General features: G+C 70.8%; 13 protein-coding genes. 7 read left to right on the forward strand and 6 right to left on the reverse strand.

All coding sequences use genetic code 11. From position 1 onward, the window contains the following. Both ABD733_RS12100 and ABD733_RS12105 read left to right on the forward strand, forming a co-directional pair. A complete protein-coding gene (locus tag ABD733_RS12100) occupies positions 1-609 on the forward strand; it encodes a vitamin K epoxide reductase family protein (protein ID WP_344796537.1) in 609 nt (202 codons plus the stop codon). Between the two features lie 135 nt (positions 610-744). Further along, positions 745-1,617, forward strand: a complete 873-nt coding sequence (locus ABD733_RS12105) for a DsbA family protein (RefSeq protein ID WP_344796539.1) — start codon at positions 745-747, stop codon at positions 1,615-1,617. A 70-nt stretch (positions 1,618-1,687) separates the two neighbouring features. Here the strand turns inward: ABD733_RS12105 and ndk are convergent, their stop codons facing one another. Genes ndk through ileS form a run of 4 tightly spaced genes read right to left on the reverse strand, consistent with a single transcriptional unit; the run spans position 1,688 to position 7,356 of the window. Continuing rightward, a complete protein-coding gene (ndk, locus tag ABD733_RS12110) occupies positions 1,688-2,107 on the reverse strand; it encodes a nucleoside-diphosphate kinase (RefSeq protein WP_344796541.1) in 420 nt (139 codons plus the stop codon). A 56-nt stretch (positions 2,108-2,163) separates the two neighbouring features. Beyond that, on the reverse strand, positions 2,164-2,601 hold the full coding sequence (locus tag ABD733_RS12115; RefSeq protein ID WP_344796543.1) for a DUF4233 domain-containing protein: 438 nt from the start codon (positions 2,599-2,601) through the stop codon (positions 2,164-2,166). Between the two features lie 5 nt (positions 2,602-2,606). Further along, positions 2,607-4,130 carry a bifunctional folylpolyglutamate synthase/dihydrofolate synthase gene (locus ABD733_RS12120; RefSeq protein WP_344796545.1) on the reverse strand — a complete coding sequence of 508 codons (1,524 nt, stop codon included), beginning with the start codon at positions 4,128-4,130 and terminating at the stop codon, positions 2,607-2,609. Further along, complete coding sequence (gene ileS / locus ABD733_RS12125; RefSeq protein ID WP_344796547.1) at positions 4,123-7,356, reverse strand: isoleucine--tRNA ligase; 3,234 nt, start codon at positions 7,354-7,356, stop codon at positions 4,123-4,125. Before ileS ends, ABD733_RS12120 begins: the two co-directional genes overlap by 8 nt. A gap of 274 nt (positions 7,357-7,630) precedes the next feature. On the opposite strand from ileS, the gene ABD733_RS12130 reads away from it, so the two are divergent. Next, on the forward strand, positions 7,631-8,614 hold the full coding sequence (locus ABD733_RS12130; protein ID WP_344796549.1) for a cation diffusion facilitator family transporter: 984 nt from the start codon (positions 7,631-7,633) through the stop codon (positions 8,612-8,614). A gap of 105 nt (positions 8,615-8,719) precedes the next feature. Here ABD733_RS12130 and ABD733_RS12135 read toward each other — a convergent pair whose 3' ends face one another. Beyond that, positions 8,720-10,582, reverse strand: a complete 1,863-nt coding sequence (locus tag ABD733_RS12135) for a hypothetical protein (protein WP_344796551.1) — start codon at positions 10,580-10,582, stop codon at positions 8,720-8,722. A gap of 137 nt (positions 10,583-10,719) precedes the next feature. Further along, complete coding sequence (locus tag ABD733_RS12140) at positions 10,720-11,343, reverse strand: TetR/AcrR family transcriptional regulator (protein ID WP_344796553.1); 624 nt, start codon at positions 11,341-11,343, stop codon at positions 10,720-10,722. 79 nt (positions 11,344-11,422) lie between these two features. On the opposite strand from ABD733_RS12140, the gene ABD733_RS12145 reads away from it, so the two are divergent. From ABD733_RS12145 to ABD733_RS12160, 4 genes are read left to right on the forward strand one after another with little or no spacing between them, the layout of a single operon-like run. Next, complete coding sequence (locus ABD733_RS12145) at positions 11,423-13,063, forward strand: ABC transporter substrate-binding protein (RefSeq protein ID WP_344796555.1); 1,641 nt, start codon at positions 11,423-11,425, stop codon at positions 13,061-13,063. A 13-nt stretch (positions 13,064-13,076) separates the two neighbouring features. Next, positions 13,077-14,030, forward strand: coding sequence for an ABC transporter permease (locus tag ABD733_RS12150; protein WP_344796557.1), 954 nt, complete (start codon positions 13,077-13,079; stop codon positions 14,028-14,030). Then, positions 14,027-14,896: an ABC transporter permease gene (locus ABD733_RS12155; RefSeq protein WP_425552914.1), complete on the forward strand. Its 870-nt coding sequence runs from the start codon at positions 14,027-14,029 to the stop codon at positions 14,894-14,896. The genes ABD733_RS12150 and ABD733_RS12155 overlap by 4 nt, the downstream gene beginning before the upstream one ends. Next, the gene (locus ABD733_RS12160; RefSeq protein WP_344796559.1) at positions 14,893-16,551 is read left to right on the forward strand and encodes a dipeptide ABC transporter ATP-binding protein; all 1,659 of its coding nucleotides are present in this window, start codon (positions 14,893-14,895) and stop codon (positions 16,549-16,551) included. Before ABD733_RS12155 ends, ABD733_RS12160 begins: the two co-directional genes overlap by 4 nt. Positions 16,552-16,596: the final 45 nt, after the last annotated feature.

The raw sequence follows: 16,596 nt of genomic DNA on the forward strand, positions 1-16,596 counted from the left end.
GTGTCGTCACCAACCACGAGTAAGCAGCCCGTCACGACAGCGATCCTGCTGATCGTCGCCGGCCTGATCGGCTTCTACGGCTCGTTCAAGCTGGTGGTCGAGAAGTACGACCTGCTCGAGCACCCGAAGAAGGCGCTCGGCTGCGACATCAACCCGTTCGTGTCGTGCTCGTCGGTGATCGACAGTGCGCAGTCGCACCTCTTCGGCTTCCCGAACCCGATCCTCGGCGTCGCCGGATTCGTCGCGCCGATCGCGGTCGGCATCGGCATCCTGGCCGGCGCCCGCTTCGCCCGGTGGTACTGGATCGCGTTCAACGCGGGCCTGTTCCTGGCCTGGGTCTTCGTGACCTGGCTCTTCACGCAGACGGTCTTCGTCATCGGGGCGCTCTGCCCGTGGTGCATGCTCGTCTGGTCGGCGACGATCCCGCTGTTCTGGATCTTCACCGTGTGGAATCTCGCGACCGGGCGTCTGACGACCAGCGAGACCCTCCAGCGCAGGATGCGGGCGTTCCTGCCGTTCTCCTGGGTCCTGGCCCTGATCAACTACCTGATCATCGTGATCGTGATCCTGCAGCACTTCCCGCTGCTCATCTCCGCCCTGTTCGGCTGAGCCGGGTCCGCCCCCTGGTCCGGTCTGCGGGGATGCGGCTCTCAGCTAATCCATGACGCGTCACCGTAGGGTCCTGCGCGAGCACGCCCACGGCGACGCTCGACGACCGCAGACGCCCAGCAGATACGAGGACGAATGACACCGCCCCCAGCCAACGGACCGAGCAAGCGCGACCGCCGCGAAGAGGCCCGCGAGAAGGCCCGGGTCGCCCGCGAGGCGGCCGCCCGCAAGCACCGCCGCAACCGCGTCTTCCTGATGGGCGGCATCGGTCTCGGCATCCTGGCGGTCTTCGGCGTCATCGCCCTCGTCATCTTCACGTCGATCCGCCCGGCCGGCCCCGGCCCACAGAACATGGCGAGCGGCGGGGTCCTGCTGCAGGGGAACGCGACCACGAGCAAGATAACCGCGGTCAAGACCGCCGCCGTCGAGGCGGGCGCGAAGCCCGTCGCCACCAATCAGAAGAAGCTCGACAAGACGGTCAACATCACCGTCTACCTCGACTACGAGTGCCCCTACTGCAACCAGTTCGAGACGGCCAACGAGGCGCAGATCAAGACGTGGCTGCAGAAGGGCGCGGTCACCTACGAGGTCCACCCGATCTCGATCCTCGACGCGTCGTCGCAGGGCACCAAGTACTCCACCCGCTCGGCCAATGCCGCCATGTGCGTGGCCAACTACGACCCCGACGACTTCCTGGCCGTCAACACGTCGTTCTTCAAGAACCAGCCCGCCGAGCAGACCCCGGGCCTCACGGACGACAAGCTGATCAGCCTGGTGAAGGCCGCGGGAGCGACCAGCTCGAAGGTCGCCTCCTGCATCAGGGCCGGCACCTTCGAGGACTTCGTCTCGTCGCAGACGAAGGCCGCCCTCGGGAGCAAGCTGCCCAACTCGTCGATCGAGAAGCTGACGGGCACCCCGACGGTCATCGTGAACGGAAAGCAGTACTCCGGCTCTCTGACCGACGCCGCGACCTTCGCGTCGTTCGTGTCGAGCCAGGCCACGAGCTAGCCCCCGCTGCGCCGAGAGGAGCCGCCCACCTCGCCGAGGTGGGCGGCTCCTTTCTTCGGGACGAGCGGGGCTAGCTGAACCAGAGTCCGAGCTCGCGGGCAGCGCTCTCGGCGGAGTCGCTGCCGTGCACCAGGTTCTGCTGGACCTTGAGGCCCCAGTCGCGGCCGAGGTCGCCGCGGATGGTGCCGGGGGCGGCAGCGGTGGGGTCGGTCGCGCCGGCGAGCGAGCGGAATCCTGCGATCACGCCGTTGCCCTCCACGCGGATCGCGACGATCGGGCCCGACTCCATGAACTCGACCAGGGGCTCGTAGAACGGCTTGCCGACGTGCTCCTCGTAGTGGGAGGCCAGGAGGGCGCGGTCGGCCTCGACGAGCTTGATGTCGACGAGACCGTAGCCCTTGGCCTCGATGCGGCGCAGGATCTCACCGGTCAGGTTGCGGGCGACACCGTCGGGCTTGACGAGGACCAGGGTTTCTTCGAGTTCGGACACGAGGTCTCCTTCTGTGGTTGTGCGGAGGATGAGACCGACGGGTTCGTCGGCTGTGGTCAGGACTGGTAGTCGCGCGGGTCGAGGCCGGGGTTGGCCTCCATCCACGCGCGGAGGGCGGTGTTGCGGCGGTCGATCGTGATGCCCTTGTAGAGGCAGAAGATCCAGATCGCGATGAAGACGGCGGCCACGACGTACATGAGCACGACGAGGAGGCCGGTCAGGGCGAGCAGCACCTGCACGACGCAGCCGAGCACGACGCCCCAGCGGTAGCGGAGGCCAGCGGCGGCGACGGCCATCACGACGACCATGCCGGCGCCGCCGAGGAGTGCGACCGGCCACGACACGATGCCCGCGCCGCCGACGTTCAGGACGACGAAGAACAGCACGCACGCCTCGAGCACGAGCATGATCGACAGCAGGCTCTCGGTCAGCGACCGCTGGCGCCGAGGGCGACGCACGCGCGGAGCGGCGGCGGGCGTCTCGTTCGTGGACATGCTGCTCACTCCCCTTCGTCGGCTTCGCGGGTGAGGGCGATGACCTCGCCGACCAGGGTGATCGAGCCGGTGACGACGACGCCGCCCTTCTCACTCTCCTCGGCCAGGTCGCGCGCGATCGCGAGGGCCGAGACGACGTTCGTCTCGACCGTGACGCGGTCGGGGCCCACGATGCCGACCGCGATCGAGGCGAGGTCGTCGACGTCGAGGGAGCGGTCGGAGTCGGACTGCGTGATGACGAACTGCTCGACCGCCGGAGCGAGGGCGCGGATGATGCCCGGGGCGTCCTTATCGGCCAGGATCGCGAGGACCCCGACGACCCGGTCGAAGTCGAAGTACTCCCCCAGCGCCTGCGCGAGCGCGTGGGCCCCGTGCGGGTTGTGCGCGGCGTCGACCAGGATCGTGGGCTCCGTGCTCAGGATCTGGAGGCGCCCGGGCGACGAGGCGTCGGCGAGACCGGTCTGCAGGATCTCGGGATCGAGCGGCTGGCTGCCGTTGCCGAGGAACGACTCGACCGCGGCGATCGCGACGGCGGCGTTCTGCGCCTGGTGGCGGCCGAACAGCGGAAGCGCGAGGTCGTCGTACTTCGCCGCGATCCCCTGGACCGAGATGAGCTGACCCCCGACGGCGACGGCCGAGGCGGTGACGCCGAAGTCCTTCGTCTCGAGGGCGAAGGTCGACTCGGTGAGCTCGGCGGCGCGCTTCAGCTCGGTGAGGGCCTCCGGCAGCTGGATCGCCGACACGACGTTCGCGGCCGGCTTCACGATCCCCGACTTGGTCTTGGCGATCTCGGCCACGGTCGAGCCGAGGCGCTTCGTGTGGTCGAGCGCGATGGGCGTGAAGACGGCGACCTGGCCGTCGGCGACGTTGGTGGAGTCCCACTCGCCGCCCATGCCGACCTCGAGCACGACGACGTCGACTGGTGCGTCGGCGAACGACGCGAAGGCCAGCACGGTCAGCGCCTCGAAGTACGTCAGCGGCTCCTCGGCCGCGGCCGCGAGCTCGGTGTCGACCATCAGCAGGTAGGGCTGGATGTCGGCCCAGTTCGCCGCGAGGGCCTTGTCGGAGATCGGCTCGCCGTCGATCACGATGCGCTCGTTGACCTTGACGAGGTGCGGGCTCGTCATGAGCCCGGTCCGGAGGCCGTAGGCCCGCAGGATGCTCTCGATCATCCGGCTCGTCGACGTCTTGCCGTTCGTGCCGGTGATGTGGATCACGGGGTAGCTGCGGTGCGGGTCGCCGAGGAGCTCGACGGCGCGGCGGGTCGCCCCGAGGCGCGGCTGGGGAGCGTTCTCGCCGATCCTGCTCAGGAGCTCCTCGAAGACGGCCTCGGCGGCGAGGGCGTCTCTCGAGGCCTCGTCGGATGCGGCCTGCTTCTCGTCGTCGCGGTCGTCGCGGTCGCGCTCGTCGTCGTCGCCCATCGAGGCGAAGTCGCCGAAGTCGTCGCGGGTCCCGAAGACGTCGGGGAGGGCTCCGGGGTCGAAGTCGTCGTCGTCATCGTGCGGCGGGTTGTTGGTGGTGTCACTCATTGCGCTGGACCTTGACTGTCACGGCCGACCCGGAGCCGACGGGGACGGCGCCGGGGCCGGCCTCGCCCTCGCGGAGGTCGACCTCGAGGTGGGTGGTGAGCGTCTCCGCCATCAGGAGGTCGCGGTGCGCCTCGACGGCGGCCTCGGCGGCCTCGTCGACTCCGAGGGTGAGACGGATGCGGTCGCCGACGTCGAGGCCGGCGGTCTTGCGGGCCTGCTGCACCGCTCGGATGACGTCGCGGGCGAGGCCCTCCGCCTCGAGCTCGGGCGTCGTCTGCGTGTCGAGCAGGACGAAGCCGCCTCCCGACACGAAGGCGATGGCGCTCGCCTCGTCGGCGACGGTCAGCTCGAGCGAGAACTCCCCCGGCAGCAGCTCGACGCCGCCGACGACCACGTTCTCGCCGCGCACCTCCCAGTCGCCGCGCTTGGACGCGGGGATGACCTGCTGGACCTGCTTGCCGATCCTGGGACCGGCCGCACGGGCGTTGACGGTGAGCCGGCGAGTGACGCCGTAGTCGCCGAGGCTCTCCTCGGTGAGGGTCGCGAAGCGGACGCTCTTCACGTTGAGCTCGTCGCGCAGGATCGCCTGGAACGGCTCGAGCCCCTGAGGATCGTCGGACACGACGGTCACGAGCGCCAGCGGGAGCCGGACGCGCTTGCCGGTCGACTTGCGGAGCGCGAGGCCCGCGGAGGCCGTCTCGCGGACACGGTCCATCGCGTCGACCAGGTCGTCGTCGGCCGGGAACGCGGAGGAGTCGGGCCAGTCGGTGAGGTGGACGCTCCGGCCGCCGGCCAGGCCGCGCCAGACCTCCTCGGTGACGAGCGGGGCGAGCGGCGCGGCGACCCGGGTGACTGTCTCGAGCACCGTGTAGAGGGTGTCGAAGGCGTCGCGGTCGGTGCCGTCCCAGAAGCGGTCGCGGGAGCGCCGCACGTACCAGTTGGTCAGCACGTCGGCGAAGTCGCGGAGCTTGGCGGTGGCGAGCGGCGAGTCGAGCGCCTCGAGGTCGGCGGCGACGTCGTCGACGAGCCGACGGGTCTTCGCGAGCAGGTAGCGGTCGAGCACGTCGGAGGAGTCGGTGCGCCAGGTGGCCTGGTGCCCCGCGTCGCCCGCCGCGCCCGAGTAGAGCGTGAAGAAGTAGTACGTCGACCACAGCGGCAGGAGGAACTGCCGCACGGCCTCGCGGATGCCCTCCTCGGTGACGACGAGGTTGCCGCCCCGGATGACGCTCGACGACATCAGGAACCAGCGCATCGCGTCGGCGCCGTCGCGGTCGAAGACCTCGTTGACGTTCGGGTAGTTGCGGAGCGACTTCGACATCTTCTGGCCGTCGGAGCCCAGGACGATGCCGTGGCTGATGACGTTCGAGAACGCGGGCCGGTCGAAGAGCGCCGTCGACAGCGCGTGCATGACGTAGAACCAGCCGCGGGTCTGCCCGATGTACTCGACGATGAAGTCGGCGGGGCTGTGCGAGTCGAACCACTCCTGGTTCTCGAACGGGTAGTGGACCTGGGCGAAGGGCATCGATCCGGAGTCGAACCAGACGTCGAAGACGTCCTCGATCCTGCGCATCGTCGACCGACCGGTCGGGTCGTCGGGGTTCGGCCGCGTGAGCTCGTCGATGAAGGGCCGGTGCAGGTCGCGCTCGCCGTCGGCGTTCAGCGGGAGACGGCCGAAGTCGCGCTCGAGCTCGGCCAGCGAGCCGTACACGTCGACGCGGGGGTGCTCGGGGTCGTCGCTCTGCCACACCGGGATCGGGGAGCCCCAGTAGCGGTTGCGCGAGACCGACCAGTCGCGGGCTCCCGCGACCCACTTGCCGAACTGCCCGTCTTTGACGTTTTCGGGCACCCAGTTGATCCGCTGGTTGAGCTCGCCCATGCGGTCGCGGTTCTCGGTCACGCGGACGAACCACGACGAGACGGCCTTGTAGATCAGCGGGTTGCGGCACCGCCAGCAGTGCGGGTAGCTGTGCTCGTAGCTCGCCTGGCGCAGGAGCCGCCCCTCGTCGCGGAGCTTCTGGGTGATCGGCTTGTTCGCGTCGAAGACCTGGAGGCCCGCGATGTCGCCGAACATCGGCAGGAAGCGCCCGCCGTCGTCGACCGAGATCAGGACCGGGATGTCGGCCTTCGCGCAGACGAGCTGGTCGTCCTCGCCGTAGGCGGGAGCCTGGTGGACGATGCCGGTGCCCTCGCCGGTGGCGACGTAGTCGGCGACGAGGATCTGCCAGGCGTGCTCGGTGCCCCAGGTGTCGAGGTCGGCGTAGTAGTCCCAGAGGCGGTCGTAGCGGACGTTCTCGAGTTCGCGGCCGAGCACGGTCGACTCGACAGCGGCGACCGCCTCCTCGGCGGACGCGTACCCGAGGTCTCTGGCGTAGGCGGCGACAGTGTCGGAGGCGAGGAGGAAGCGGGCGAGGCCGTCGGCCGACCCGTCGGAGGCGCCGAGCGGCCCGGAGGCCACGACGGAGTACTCGATGTCGGGCCCGACGGCGAGCGCGAGGTTGGTGGGGAGGGTCCACGGGGTGGTCGTCCAGGCGAGGGCGCGGACGGCCGTCAGCCCCAGGACCTCGGCCTTCTCGCCGACGAGCGGGAACGTGACGGTCACCGTCTGGTCTTGCCGCATCCGGTAGACGTCGTCGTCCATCCGGAGCTCGTGGTTCGACAGCGGCGTCTCGTCGTGCCAGCAGTAGGGCAGCACCCGGAAGCCCTCGTAGGCGAGGCCCTTGTCGTAGAGGGTCTTGAACGCCCAGAGGACGCTCTCCATGAACGTCGTGTCGAGCGTCTTGTAGTCGTTCTCGAAGTCGACCCAGCGGGCCTGGCGGGTGACGTACTCCTGCCACTCGCCGGTGTATTCGAGCACCGACTTCCGGGCGGCCGCGTTGAACTCGGCCACGCCCATCTCATCGATCTGGTGCTTCTCGGTGATCCCGAGCTGGCGCATGGCCTCGAGCTCGGCGGGGAGCCCGTGGGTGTCCCAGCCGAAGCGGCGGTGCACCTGCTTGCCGCGCATGGTCTGGAAGCGAGGGAACACGTCTTTGGCGTAGCCGGTGAGGAGGTGGCCGTAGTGCGGCAGACCGTTGGCGAACGGCGGTCCGTCGTAGAAGACCCATTCGTCCGAGCCCTCGCGGCGAGCGATCGACTCGCGGAAGGTGTTGTCGCGCTTCCAGAAGGCGAGGATGCCCCGCTCGACGTCGGGGAGGTTCGGTGAGGCCGGGACGCTGCTAGTAGCCAAGGGATTCTCCAGTGCCGGTGCTGCTTACGCACGATCGTGCACGAGGACGCCCGCCGGACGACTCCGGCGGTCGCGGTACCACCCCGCTTGCCCTCTCGACTGCTCGAGCGGGCCTCTCTTCTGCGGCTGTGACGGGCCTGCCCCGCCCGGTTCTACTGACGACCGCTCTCGCGACCGCGTTCTTCCGGGTGCTCCCCGGTGATGGCCGGATCAGTGCCCCTCCAGCTTACCGGCCGCGGGGCCCTGAGGAAGCCCGGCAGGGCACACTGGGGGAATGACCACTGACTCCCCGCAGCCGACCACCCAGTCGGAGAGCACGCTCACCGTCCTCATCGCCTTCGGAGCCAACTTCCTCGTCGCGGTCGCAAAGACGGTCGCGGCGTTCCTGACCGGCTCCGCGTCGATGGTGGCCGAGTCGGCGCACTCCTGGGCCGACACCGGCAACGAGATCTTCCTCTACGTCGCCGAGCGCCGGGGCGGGCGGAGGCGCGACGTCGACCACCCGCTCGGCTACGGCAAAGAGACGTACGTCTGGTCGATGTTCGCCGCGTTCGGCCTCTTCACCGTCGGCGCCGTCGTGTCGATCTACCACGGCATCCAGGAGCTCACCTCGACCGCGGAGGAGACCGACTACCTGGTCAACTACATCGTCCTCGCGGTCTCGTTCGTCCTCGAGGGCATCTCGTTCACGCAGGCGTTCCGGCAGGCCAGGGGAACCGCGAAGAAGCGCAGGATCCCGCTGCTGCGCTCCGTCCTCGGCTCCTCCGACTCCACCCTCCGCGCCGTGTTCGCCGAGGACAGCGCGGCCCTGATCGGCCTGCTGATCGCGTTCCTCGGGATCCTGCTGCACCAGCTGACCGGCGTGGCGGCGTTCGACGCGATCGGGTCGATCCTGGTCGGCGTCCTGCTGGCCCTCGTCGCGCTGGTCCTGATCGACCGCAACCGCCGGTTCCTCGTCGGGGAGAGCCCGTCCGACCAGCTGGAGTCGACGCTGCTCCGCCGCCTGCTCGCGCGCGACGACATCGCCCGGGTCACCTACCTGCACACGGAGTTCGTCGGGCCGGCCCGCATCTACCTCGTCGCGGCCGTCGACATGGTCGGCAACGACGACGAGGAGCACGTCGCGGTGGCGCTCCGGCGCGTCGAGCGGGAGATCGAGGACCACGACCTCGTCGAGGAGGCCGTGCTGACCCTGTCGACGCCCGACGAGACGAGCCTGGTGCCGACCCACGCCGACGTGTCGGGGCCGCTCGTCTGACCCGCGCGTCGCCTTCGCCCCTCGGCACACGCAGTCCGGCCCGGCACACCTGTCGTATCAGGTGTGCCGGGCCGGAGTGCGTGTGCGGACGGACCGCTGCCGGAGCTACTCGGCGCGGCGGCGCCGACGTGCGGCGACGAGCAGCGCGCCGCCGGTCGCGAGGGCGGCCAGAGCCAGTGCGATCTCCGGGCCCGAGTTCGAGCCGGTGAACGCGAGCTGCGCAGGATCGGATGCCGTGGCGATGTACGGCTTGCCCACGAGGGTGACCGGCAGCAGATCGGCGGCGACCGAGTAGGTGCCGGAGGGCGAGACCGCGAAGTCGGTGAAGAGGTAGCTACCCGGCTTCAGGGTGACCGTCGTCGTCCACTTCCCGTCTGCGCCGACGCGGATGCTGTGGTCGTCCGCTGGGAGCAGTGAGGGGACGGTGCCCGGGTCGTCCGAGAGGACCGGGAAGACCTCGTCCTCCGAAGCAGCCGAGACAGCGGCGAACAGCTTGGGGTAGAGCTTCGTGAAGAACGCCTCGGCGTCTTTCGGCGACTGGAGGGACAGCACGATGTCGTCCCCGGGCGTCCCGGTCCCTGCCACGGTGGTCGTGAGGTACCCCGGGGCGTCCTTGGTCGCGGTCCCGGTCACCTTGAGAGAACCGTCGTCGGCGATCGCACCGTCGCCGTCGTCACCGCCGCTCACGGAGACCTCGTCTCTCGGGGAGACACGCGCCTTCGACTTCGACGTGAACGCTGCGCGGAGTCGATCGACGCGCGCCTCGGCCCGAGCGACCGGGTTCGTCGATGCGATCGCGGTCGAGTCGCTCGCGGCCGAGCCCGTGCCGGCGAAGAGGCGGAGAGCGGCCTTCGGCTCGACGGCCGTCGACGAGACGCCGGCCGCAGGGGTGGTGCTGGACGCGACGACGCCGCCTCCGACGGACTGGAACCCCTCGTCGGTCGGATAGGCGGGCTTCGTGATCGTGGGCGGCAGGACCGTGCCGGCCGGGATCGTCGTCGTCAGCTCGATCGGGTTCGTGCTGGCGGACGCGACCGTGATCTCGCGGTCGCTGTCCGTCCCCCCGAGCTGCACCTGAGATGCCGTGACGCTCACGTCGCCGTAGGTCAACCAGGCGCTTCCGCTCCAGGTTCCGTCGTCGGCGACGACGATCTCGTCGGTCTGCAGGCCGCCTCCGAAGCCGCTCTCGTCATCGGACGTCGAGCTCGCAGCCACCGTCAGTTCGATCTCGTCGCCCGGCGTGCCCGTCCCGGTGAAGTCGACCGGTTTCGCGAACAGCGAGAGGCCGAAGGGCAGCAGGCCCTTCTCATACGCGGTCCCCGACGCGGGCGTGTCGAGGGTCGGCGTGGCGCTCGTCGGAGCGTCGAAGACGGCGTCGAAGTAGCTCGAGTCGAAGACGGTCTTGCCGTGGACCCCGCCGACCTCGAGGAACTGGTCGTAGGGAGCGTCGGCCGCGAACGTGTACGAGAGGGTGAACGTCGTCGATGTGGTGGTCACGGAGGCGAGTCGGGTGCCGTGATCGGACTCGCCGTCGTAGTCGTAGCCGTCGTAGAGCGAGATCACCGAGCCGGTCGGAGCGGTGCCGGTGAGGGTGAGAGTGCGCGGCGAGCCGTGGATGTACACCGTCCCCTCGTCGTTGTTCACGTTCGGCGACGTGATCGTGAGGCCTCGCGGCTCGACGACGGGTGCGGCGTTCGCGGTGGGCGAGGGCGTCACGGTGGGTGCGGCCTTCGCGACAGGCGAAGGCGACACGGTCGGCGTCGGCGTCGCACTCGGGGTCGCGGCGGGCGTGACCGGCGAGGTGGCGCTGGCGGTCGGCGTCGCGGTCGGCGTCGCGCTCGGCGTCGCGGCGGGCGTGACCGGCGCCTGAGCAGCGAGCGCGGGAGCGGCGGCGAGCGTCGTGCCGCCGGCGCAGAGGAGGAGGGCGGCCGGCACCACGAGGGCACGGCGGAAGGCGGAGTTCTTCACGGGGAGAGGCGTCTTTCGGGTGTGAGTCGTCGGGCGTCCTGTCGCCCTGACCCACCCCCGAGCTGAGGAGTCCGCCCGGTGATCGCGCGCGGTCCGATGACAGTAGCACCGGGCCGCTCACCCCGGAGGATGACTTCTCACCCCCGATCGGGGCCGGTGCGGGTCAGTCCTCGGGCGACCGCTCGGACGGCTGGCTCGACGAGGTCGACCAGCCGGCCGCGACCGATGCCGGCGCGCGCCCAGGCCACAGTCGCAGCACCCGCGGCGGCGAGGAGCGTCGCTGCGGCGACCTGCGGACCCGTGGCATCCTGCCGCTCCCCCGCGCGCTCGGCGAGGAAGCCGGCGACCCGCTTCTGCTGGGCGACGAAGCGCGAAGCCGCCGATGCGGTCAGGTCGTCTCCGATCCGCATGGCCTCCCCCTGCGACAGGGCCCAGGGCACGCTCTGATCGTCGTGAGACGCCGCGACGGCGACCAGGGCGTCGGCGACGAGGTGCGCAGGATCGCGTCCGCTCGCGGAGTCGGCCGCCTCGCGCAGGGCTCCCGGCAGCCGTTCGAGGCTCTGGTCGAGGTCGAGCCACAGCAGATCGGCCTTGCCGCCAAAGTAGTTGAAGAAGGTGGCACGGCTGACGCCGGCGCGCTGGGCGATCTGGTCGACGGTCGTGCCGGCGTAGCCGTTCTCGAGGAACAGCTCGCTGGCGGCGTCGGCGAGAATCTCGGCGGAGGAGCGCCGGGGCCGCCCCGCTCTGCTGGTGGATGTCACGTCAGCATTCTCCAGGTATGCTCGTGGAGGCCCTTATTGTACCGGGTCTAGAAATCTCGATCCCCTCGCTCGGAGTCTCATGCGCACCCCGCTCCTCGCCGCCGCCGGTCTCGCCGCTGCAGCAGCTCTCGTCCTGTCCGGCTGCACCTCCGGGTCGTCCTCGGCCGGCGGCGACTCGAAGCCCGTCCGCGGCGGCACCCTCACCTACGCGACCGGCGACGCCGAGCCCACGTGCCTCGACCCGCACGTCGGCGGCAACTACCCGCAGGCCCTCGTCGCGTCGCAGTACCTCGAGGAGCTGGTCTCGAAGAACAGAGCTGGTGAGATCATTCCCTGGCTCGCGACCTCCTGGAAGCAGTCCGCCGACGGACTCACCTGGACCTTCTCACTGAAAAAGAACGTGTCGTTCACCGACGGGACCGCCTTCGACGCCGACGCGGTCGTCGCGAACATCGAGCACGTCAAAGATCCTGCGACCCTGTCGAGCACCGGCTACCTCGCCCTCGGCAAGGTCGAGAAGGCCGAGGCCCTCGACGCCCACACGGTGAAGATCGACCTCTCGAGCGCCGACTCGTCGCTGCTCGACTCCCTGTCGATGCCGTGGCTCGCGATCGAGTCGCCCACGGCGCTCAAGCGGAGCCAGGCCGTGAACTGCGAGTCGCCGGTCGGCACCGGCCCCTTCGAGGTCACCAAGTGGGTGAAGCAGCAGTCCGTGACGATGGTGCGGAACGCGAAGTACTCCTCCCCGCCCGCCGACGCCGCACACACGAGCGACGCCTACCTCTCGAAGATCGTCTGGCGCTTCATCCCCGATTCGGCCTCCCGCTACGCCGCCCTCCAGTCCGGCCAGGTCGACGTGATCGACAACGCCCAGCCCGACACCCTCGTGGCCGCGGCGAAGAGCAGCCAGATCAAGGCCATCGACGCTCCCCGCCCGGGAGCCTCCGACCGGCTCGAGCTGAACTCGTCGCAGGCCCCGTTCGACGACGAGAGGGTCCGCCAGGCTTTCATCATCGGCATCGACGTGAACGCCGGCATCAGGAGCCTCTTCTTCGGCACCGCGAAGCGGTCCTACTCGCTGCTGTCGAGCGTCGAGAAGGACGGCTACAGCGACAAGGCGCTCTTCGGCGTCGACACGAAGAAGGCGACCGCGCTCCTCGACGAGGCCGGTTGGACGAAGCGCGACTCGAGCGGCTACCGCACGAAGGACGGCAAGCGCCTCACCGTGCGGTTCCCGGTGAGCACCAACCAGTCGATCCCGGCCGAGCGCTCGCTCTTCGAGCAGATTCAGGCAGAGGGCAAGACGCTCGGCTTCGACGTCGAGATCTCGGAGCTCGACCTGTCGAGCTGGTACGGCGCTCTCGCGAAGCACGACTACGAGATCGTCTCGGCGCCCTACACGAAGGTCGGCCCCGGCGTCCTCGACATCCTCTACAACTCGTCGAGCATCACGCCGGCCCCGTCGGGCTACTTCGCCAACAACGCCCAGGTGAACGACCCGAAGCTCGACGCCCTGCTGAAGCAGGCCGGCGAGGAGTCCGACCAGGCCAAGCGGAAAGCCCTGTACGTCGAGGCCCAGAAGACCGTCCTCTCGGGCTACTACGTGCTGCCGCTCTACGACCAGCAGAACCACTACCTCTACCGCACCTCGGTGCACGGCCTCCGGGCGCTGCCGACGGTGTCGACTCCGACGCTCTACGACACCTGGCTGACGAAGTGAGGCGAGCTCGGCCGTGACCCGGCGGGCTCTCGCGTGGCTGGCCCGCAGGATCATCGGAGCCGTGGTCGTCCTGTGGGCCGTCGCGACCCTCATCTTCTTCGCCATCCGGCTCGTGCCGGGTGATCCTGCGGAGGCGATCCTCGGCGGCCCCGGGTCGCAGGCGTCAGCGGCGTCGCTGGCGCTCGTGCGACGCCAGTACGGCCTCGACCAGCCCCTCGTCGTCCAGTACCTCGACCAGCTCGGACGGCTCGCTCGGGGCGAGCTCGGCACGTCGTACTCCCTGAAGCAGAGCGTCGCGTCGGTGCTCGGTGCGCAGCTCCCGCCGACCCTCCTGCTGGCCGCGGTCTCGCTCATCGTCGCCTGGCTGCTCGCGATCGCGGTCGCGTGGTGGAGCTCCGGAGGGGGCAGGATCGCGAACGGCCTCGCCTCGACCCTCGAGGTGGTCGCCTCGGCGGTGCCGCAGTTCCTGCTCGCCAGCGTGCTGATCGTCGTGTTCGCGGTCCAGCTCGAGTGGCTGCCGCCGGTGAGCTCGGGGACGCCCTCGGGGCTCGTCCTGCCGGTGATCACCCTGGCCGTGCCGGTCGCCGGGTTCCTCGGGCAGGTCACGCGCGACTCGCTGCTCGACGCGTCGGCGGCGCCGTTCGCACTCTCGGCCCGGGCTCGAGGCGAGGGGCCGACGGGCGTCTTCGCTCGACACCTGCTCCGCCACGCTGCCCTCCCGGGCCTCGCCCTCTCGGGCTGGGCGTTCGGCTCCCTCCTGAGCGGCGCGGTCGTCGTCGAGTCGGTGTTCGCCCGGCCCGGACTCGGCCGCACGCTCCTCGACGCCGTGACCCTCCGCGACATCCCGCTGGTGACCGGCGTCGCGCTCGCCTCGGCCCTGGCCTACGTGACCGTCGTCGCGCTCGGCGACCTGGCCGAGACACTCGTCGACCCGCGGGCCAGCACGCCTTCGGAGGCCGCCTCGTGACCGCCCTGCCCGAGCTGCCGACCACCGCGGCTGCTCGCCCCGCCGGTCGCCGGACCCGCGACCGCCGCTGGCCGCTGACGGTGGCCGAGACGGTCTCGGCCGCGATCCTGCTGGTCATCGTGGTCGCCGCCGTCGCGCCCGGCCTCCTCGCGCCGCGCGACCCGCTCGCCATCGCGCCCGCCGACGCCTTCTCGGCCCCCTCGCTCGCCCACCCGTTCGGCACCGACGACTCCGGGCGCGACCTCTGGTCGCGCGTGGTGCACGGCGCCTCGGCCTCGCTCCTCATCGGACTCGCGGCGACCGCCATCGGCACGGCGCTCGGTGTCGTCCTGGGTGTCGCGGCGGGAGTCGGGCGGCGGGCGACCGACGCGGCCGTCTCGCGCCTCCTCGAGGTGCTGTTCGCGCTGCCCGGGCTGCTGCTCGCGCTCGTCATCATCGCGTTCACCGGCCCGGGGCCGGTGCCGGCGACCCTGGCCGTCGGGCTCGCGACCGCTCCGGGCTACGCCAGGATCGTGCGGACCCAGGTGCGACGTGTCCGCTCCTCGGAGATGGTGGAGGCGGCCCGTGTTCTCGGCCGCTCGCCGTGGTCCGTGCTGACCCGGCATGTCCTGCCGAACGCGCTGGCGCCCGTCCTGGTGCTCGCTACCCTCGGGGTCGGCCAGGCCGTCGTGTGGGCCTCCTCGCTGAGCTACCTCGGGCTCGGGTCGCCGCCGCCCGCGCCGGAGTGGGGCGCGATGCTGGAGGCCGGCCGGACCTACCTCGCGGTGGCGTGGTGGATGACGGTGTTCCCGGGACTCGCGATCGTGCTGACGGCGGCAGCGACGACGGTGCTCGGGCGGCGGCTGTCACGGCGGGGGCGGGCGTGAGCGCGGGCACTGGCCTGGCGGTCGTGGGCCTCCGCGTCTCGTTCGCCGGCACCGCGGTCGTCGACGGCGTCTCGTTCACCCTCCGGTCCGGCGAGTGCCTCGCCCTGGTCGGCGAGTCGGGCTCCGGCAAGAGCGTCACCGCGCGCGCCCTCCTCGGCCTGACCGGCGGCACGGTGAGCGCCGACCGCCTCGACCTCGACGGCGAGTCGCTGCTCGGGCTGCCGGAGCGGGCCCTGAGACGGATCCGCGGGCGACGGATCGGCCTGATCCTGCAGGACGCCCTCGTCTCGCTCGACCCGCTGCGCCCGGTCGGCCGCGAGATCGACGACGTCCTGCGCCTGCACACGCGGCTCTCGGCTGCCGAACGGCGACAGCGGGTGCTCGAGGTGCTCAGCGAGGTGGGAATGCCCTCGCCCGAGACCCGTCGGGCGCAGCGGTCGGGCGAGCTGTCGGGAGGCCTCCGGCAGCGCGCGCTCATCGCCGCAGCCCTCGTCGCCCGTCCCGACGTGGTCATCGCCGACGAGCCGACGACCGCCCTCGACGCGCAGGTGCAGCGCGTGGTCGTGGACCGGCTGGCGGCGCTCCGCGACTCGGGCACGGCGGTCCTCGCGATCAGCCACGACCTGCAGGCCGTCCGGCGGCTGGCCGACCGCGTGATCGTGATGAGGAGCGGCAGGATCGTCGAGGAGGGTCCGGTCGAGCGGATCCTCGACGACCCCCAGCACGAGTACACGAGGCGGCTCGTCGCGGCGCTGCCGGCCGGCAAGGCGCGGGGCACCCGCCTGTCGGTGACGGCCGAGCCCGGTACATCTCCCCCGACCGGCGCCACGGGCGTCGTATCCGCAGACACCGAGCAGGATCAGGCCCCCGCGTCGGTGCTCCTCCGCGCAGACGGCCTCACCCGCACGTTCTCGAGCAGCACCTTCTCCGGCAGCAGGTTGTCCGGCCGCGCGGGCACGACGCTCGCCGTCGACGACGTGTCGCTCGAGCTCAGGGAGGGCGAGACGCTCGGCCTGGTCGGCGCGTCGGGATCCGGCAAGACGACGACCGCGCGCCTCCTGTTAGGCCTCGACACCCCGGGATCCGGCACGATCGATCTCCTCGGCGAGCGCTGGAACCCGCTGCCGGAACGCGAGCGTCGGCTCCGGCGGCAGGCGCTCGGGGCGGTCTACCAGGACGCCCTCTCGTCGTTCGACCCCCGCTGGACGGTCGGCAGGATCCTCGACGACGCCCTGGCGAGCGGGCGCTCCTCCGGTCGCAGCGCCCGCACCGCCGACGTCGAGGGCCTCCTCGCCGAGGTCGGGCTCGCCGCGGAGGTGGCCGTGCGGTTCCCGGCGACGCTCTCGGGCGGTCAGCGGCAGCGGGTCGCGATCGCCCGAGCCCTCGCACCCCGGCCACGAGTGCTGATCTGCGACGAGCCGGTGTCGTCGCTCGACGTCACCGTGCAGGCGCAGGTGCTCGACCTCCTCGACGAGCTGCAGCGGCAGCGTGGGCTGGCGTACCTGTTCATCTCGCACGACCTCGACGTGATCCGGCACGTGAGCGACCGCGTCGCGGTGATGGAGGCCGGCAGGATCGTCGAGCACGGCCCCGCCGAGCAGGTCTTCTCCGAGCCGCAGCACCCCTACACCCGGGCCCTCCTCGCCGCGTCGTAGACGCTGCCGCCCGACGTCTCCCGGACGGATCACCCTGTTGCGGCA

This window comes from Frondihabitans peucedani, from assembly GCF_039537585.1.
Taxonomy (GTDB): Bacteria; Actinomycetota; Actinomycetes; order Actinomycetales; family Microbacteriaceae; genus Frondihabitans; species Frondihabitans peucedani.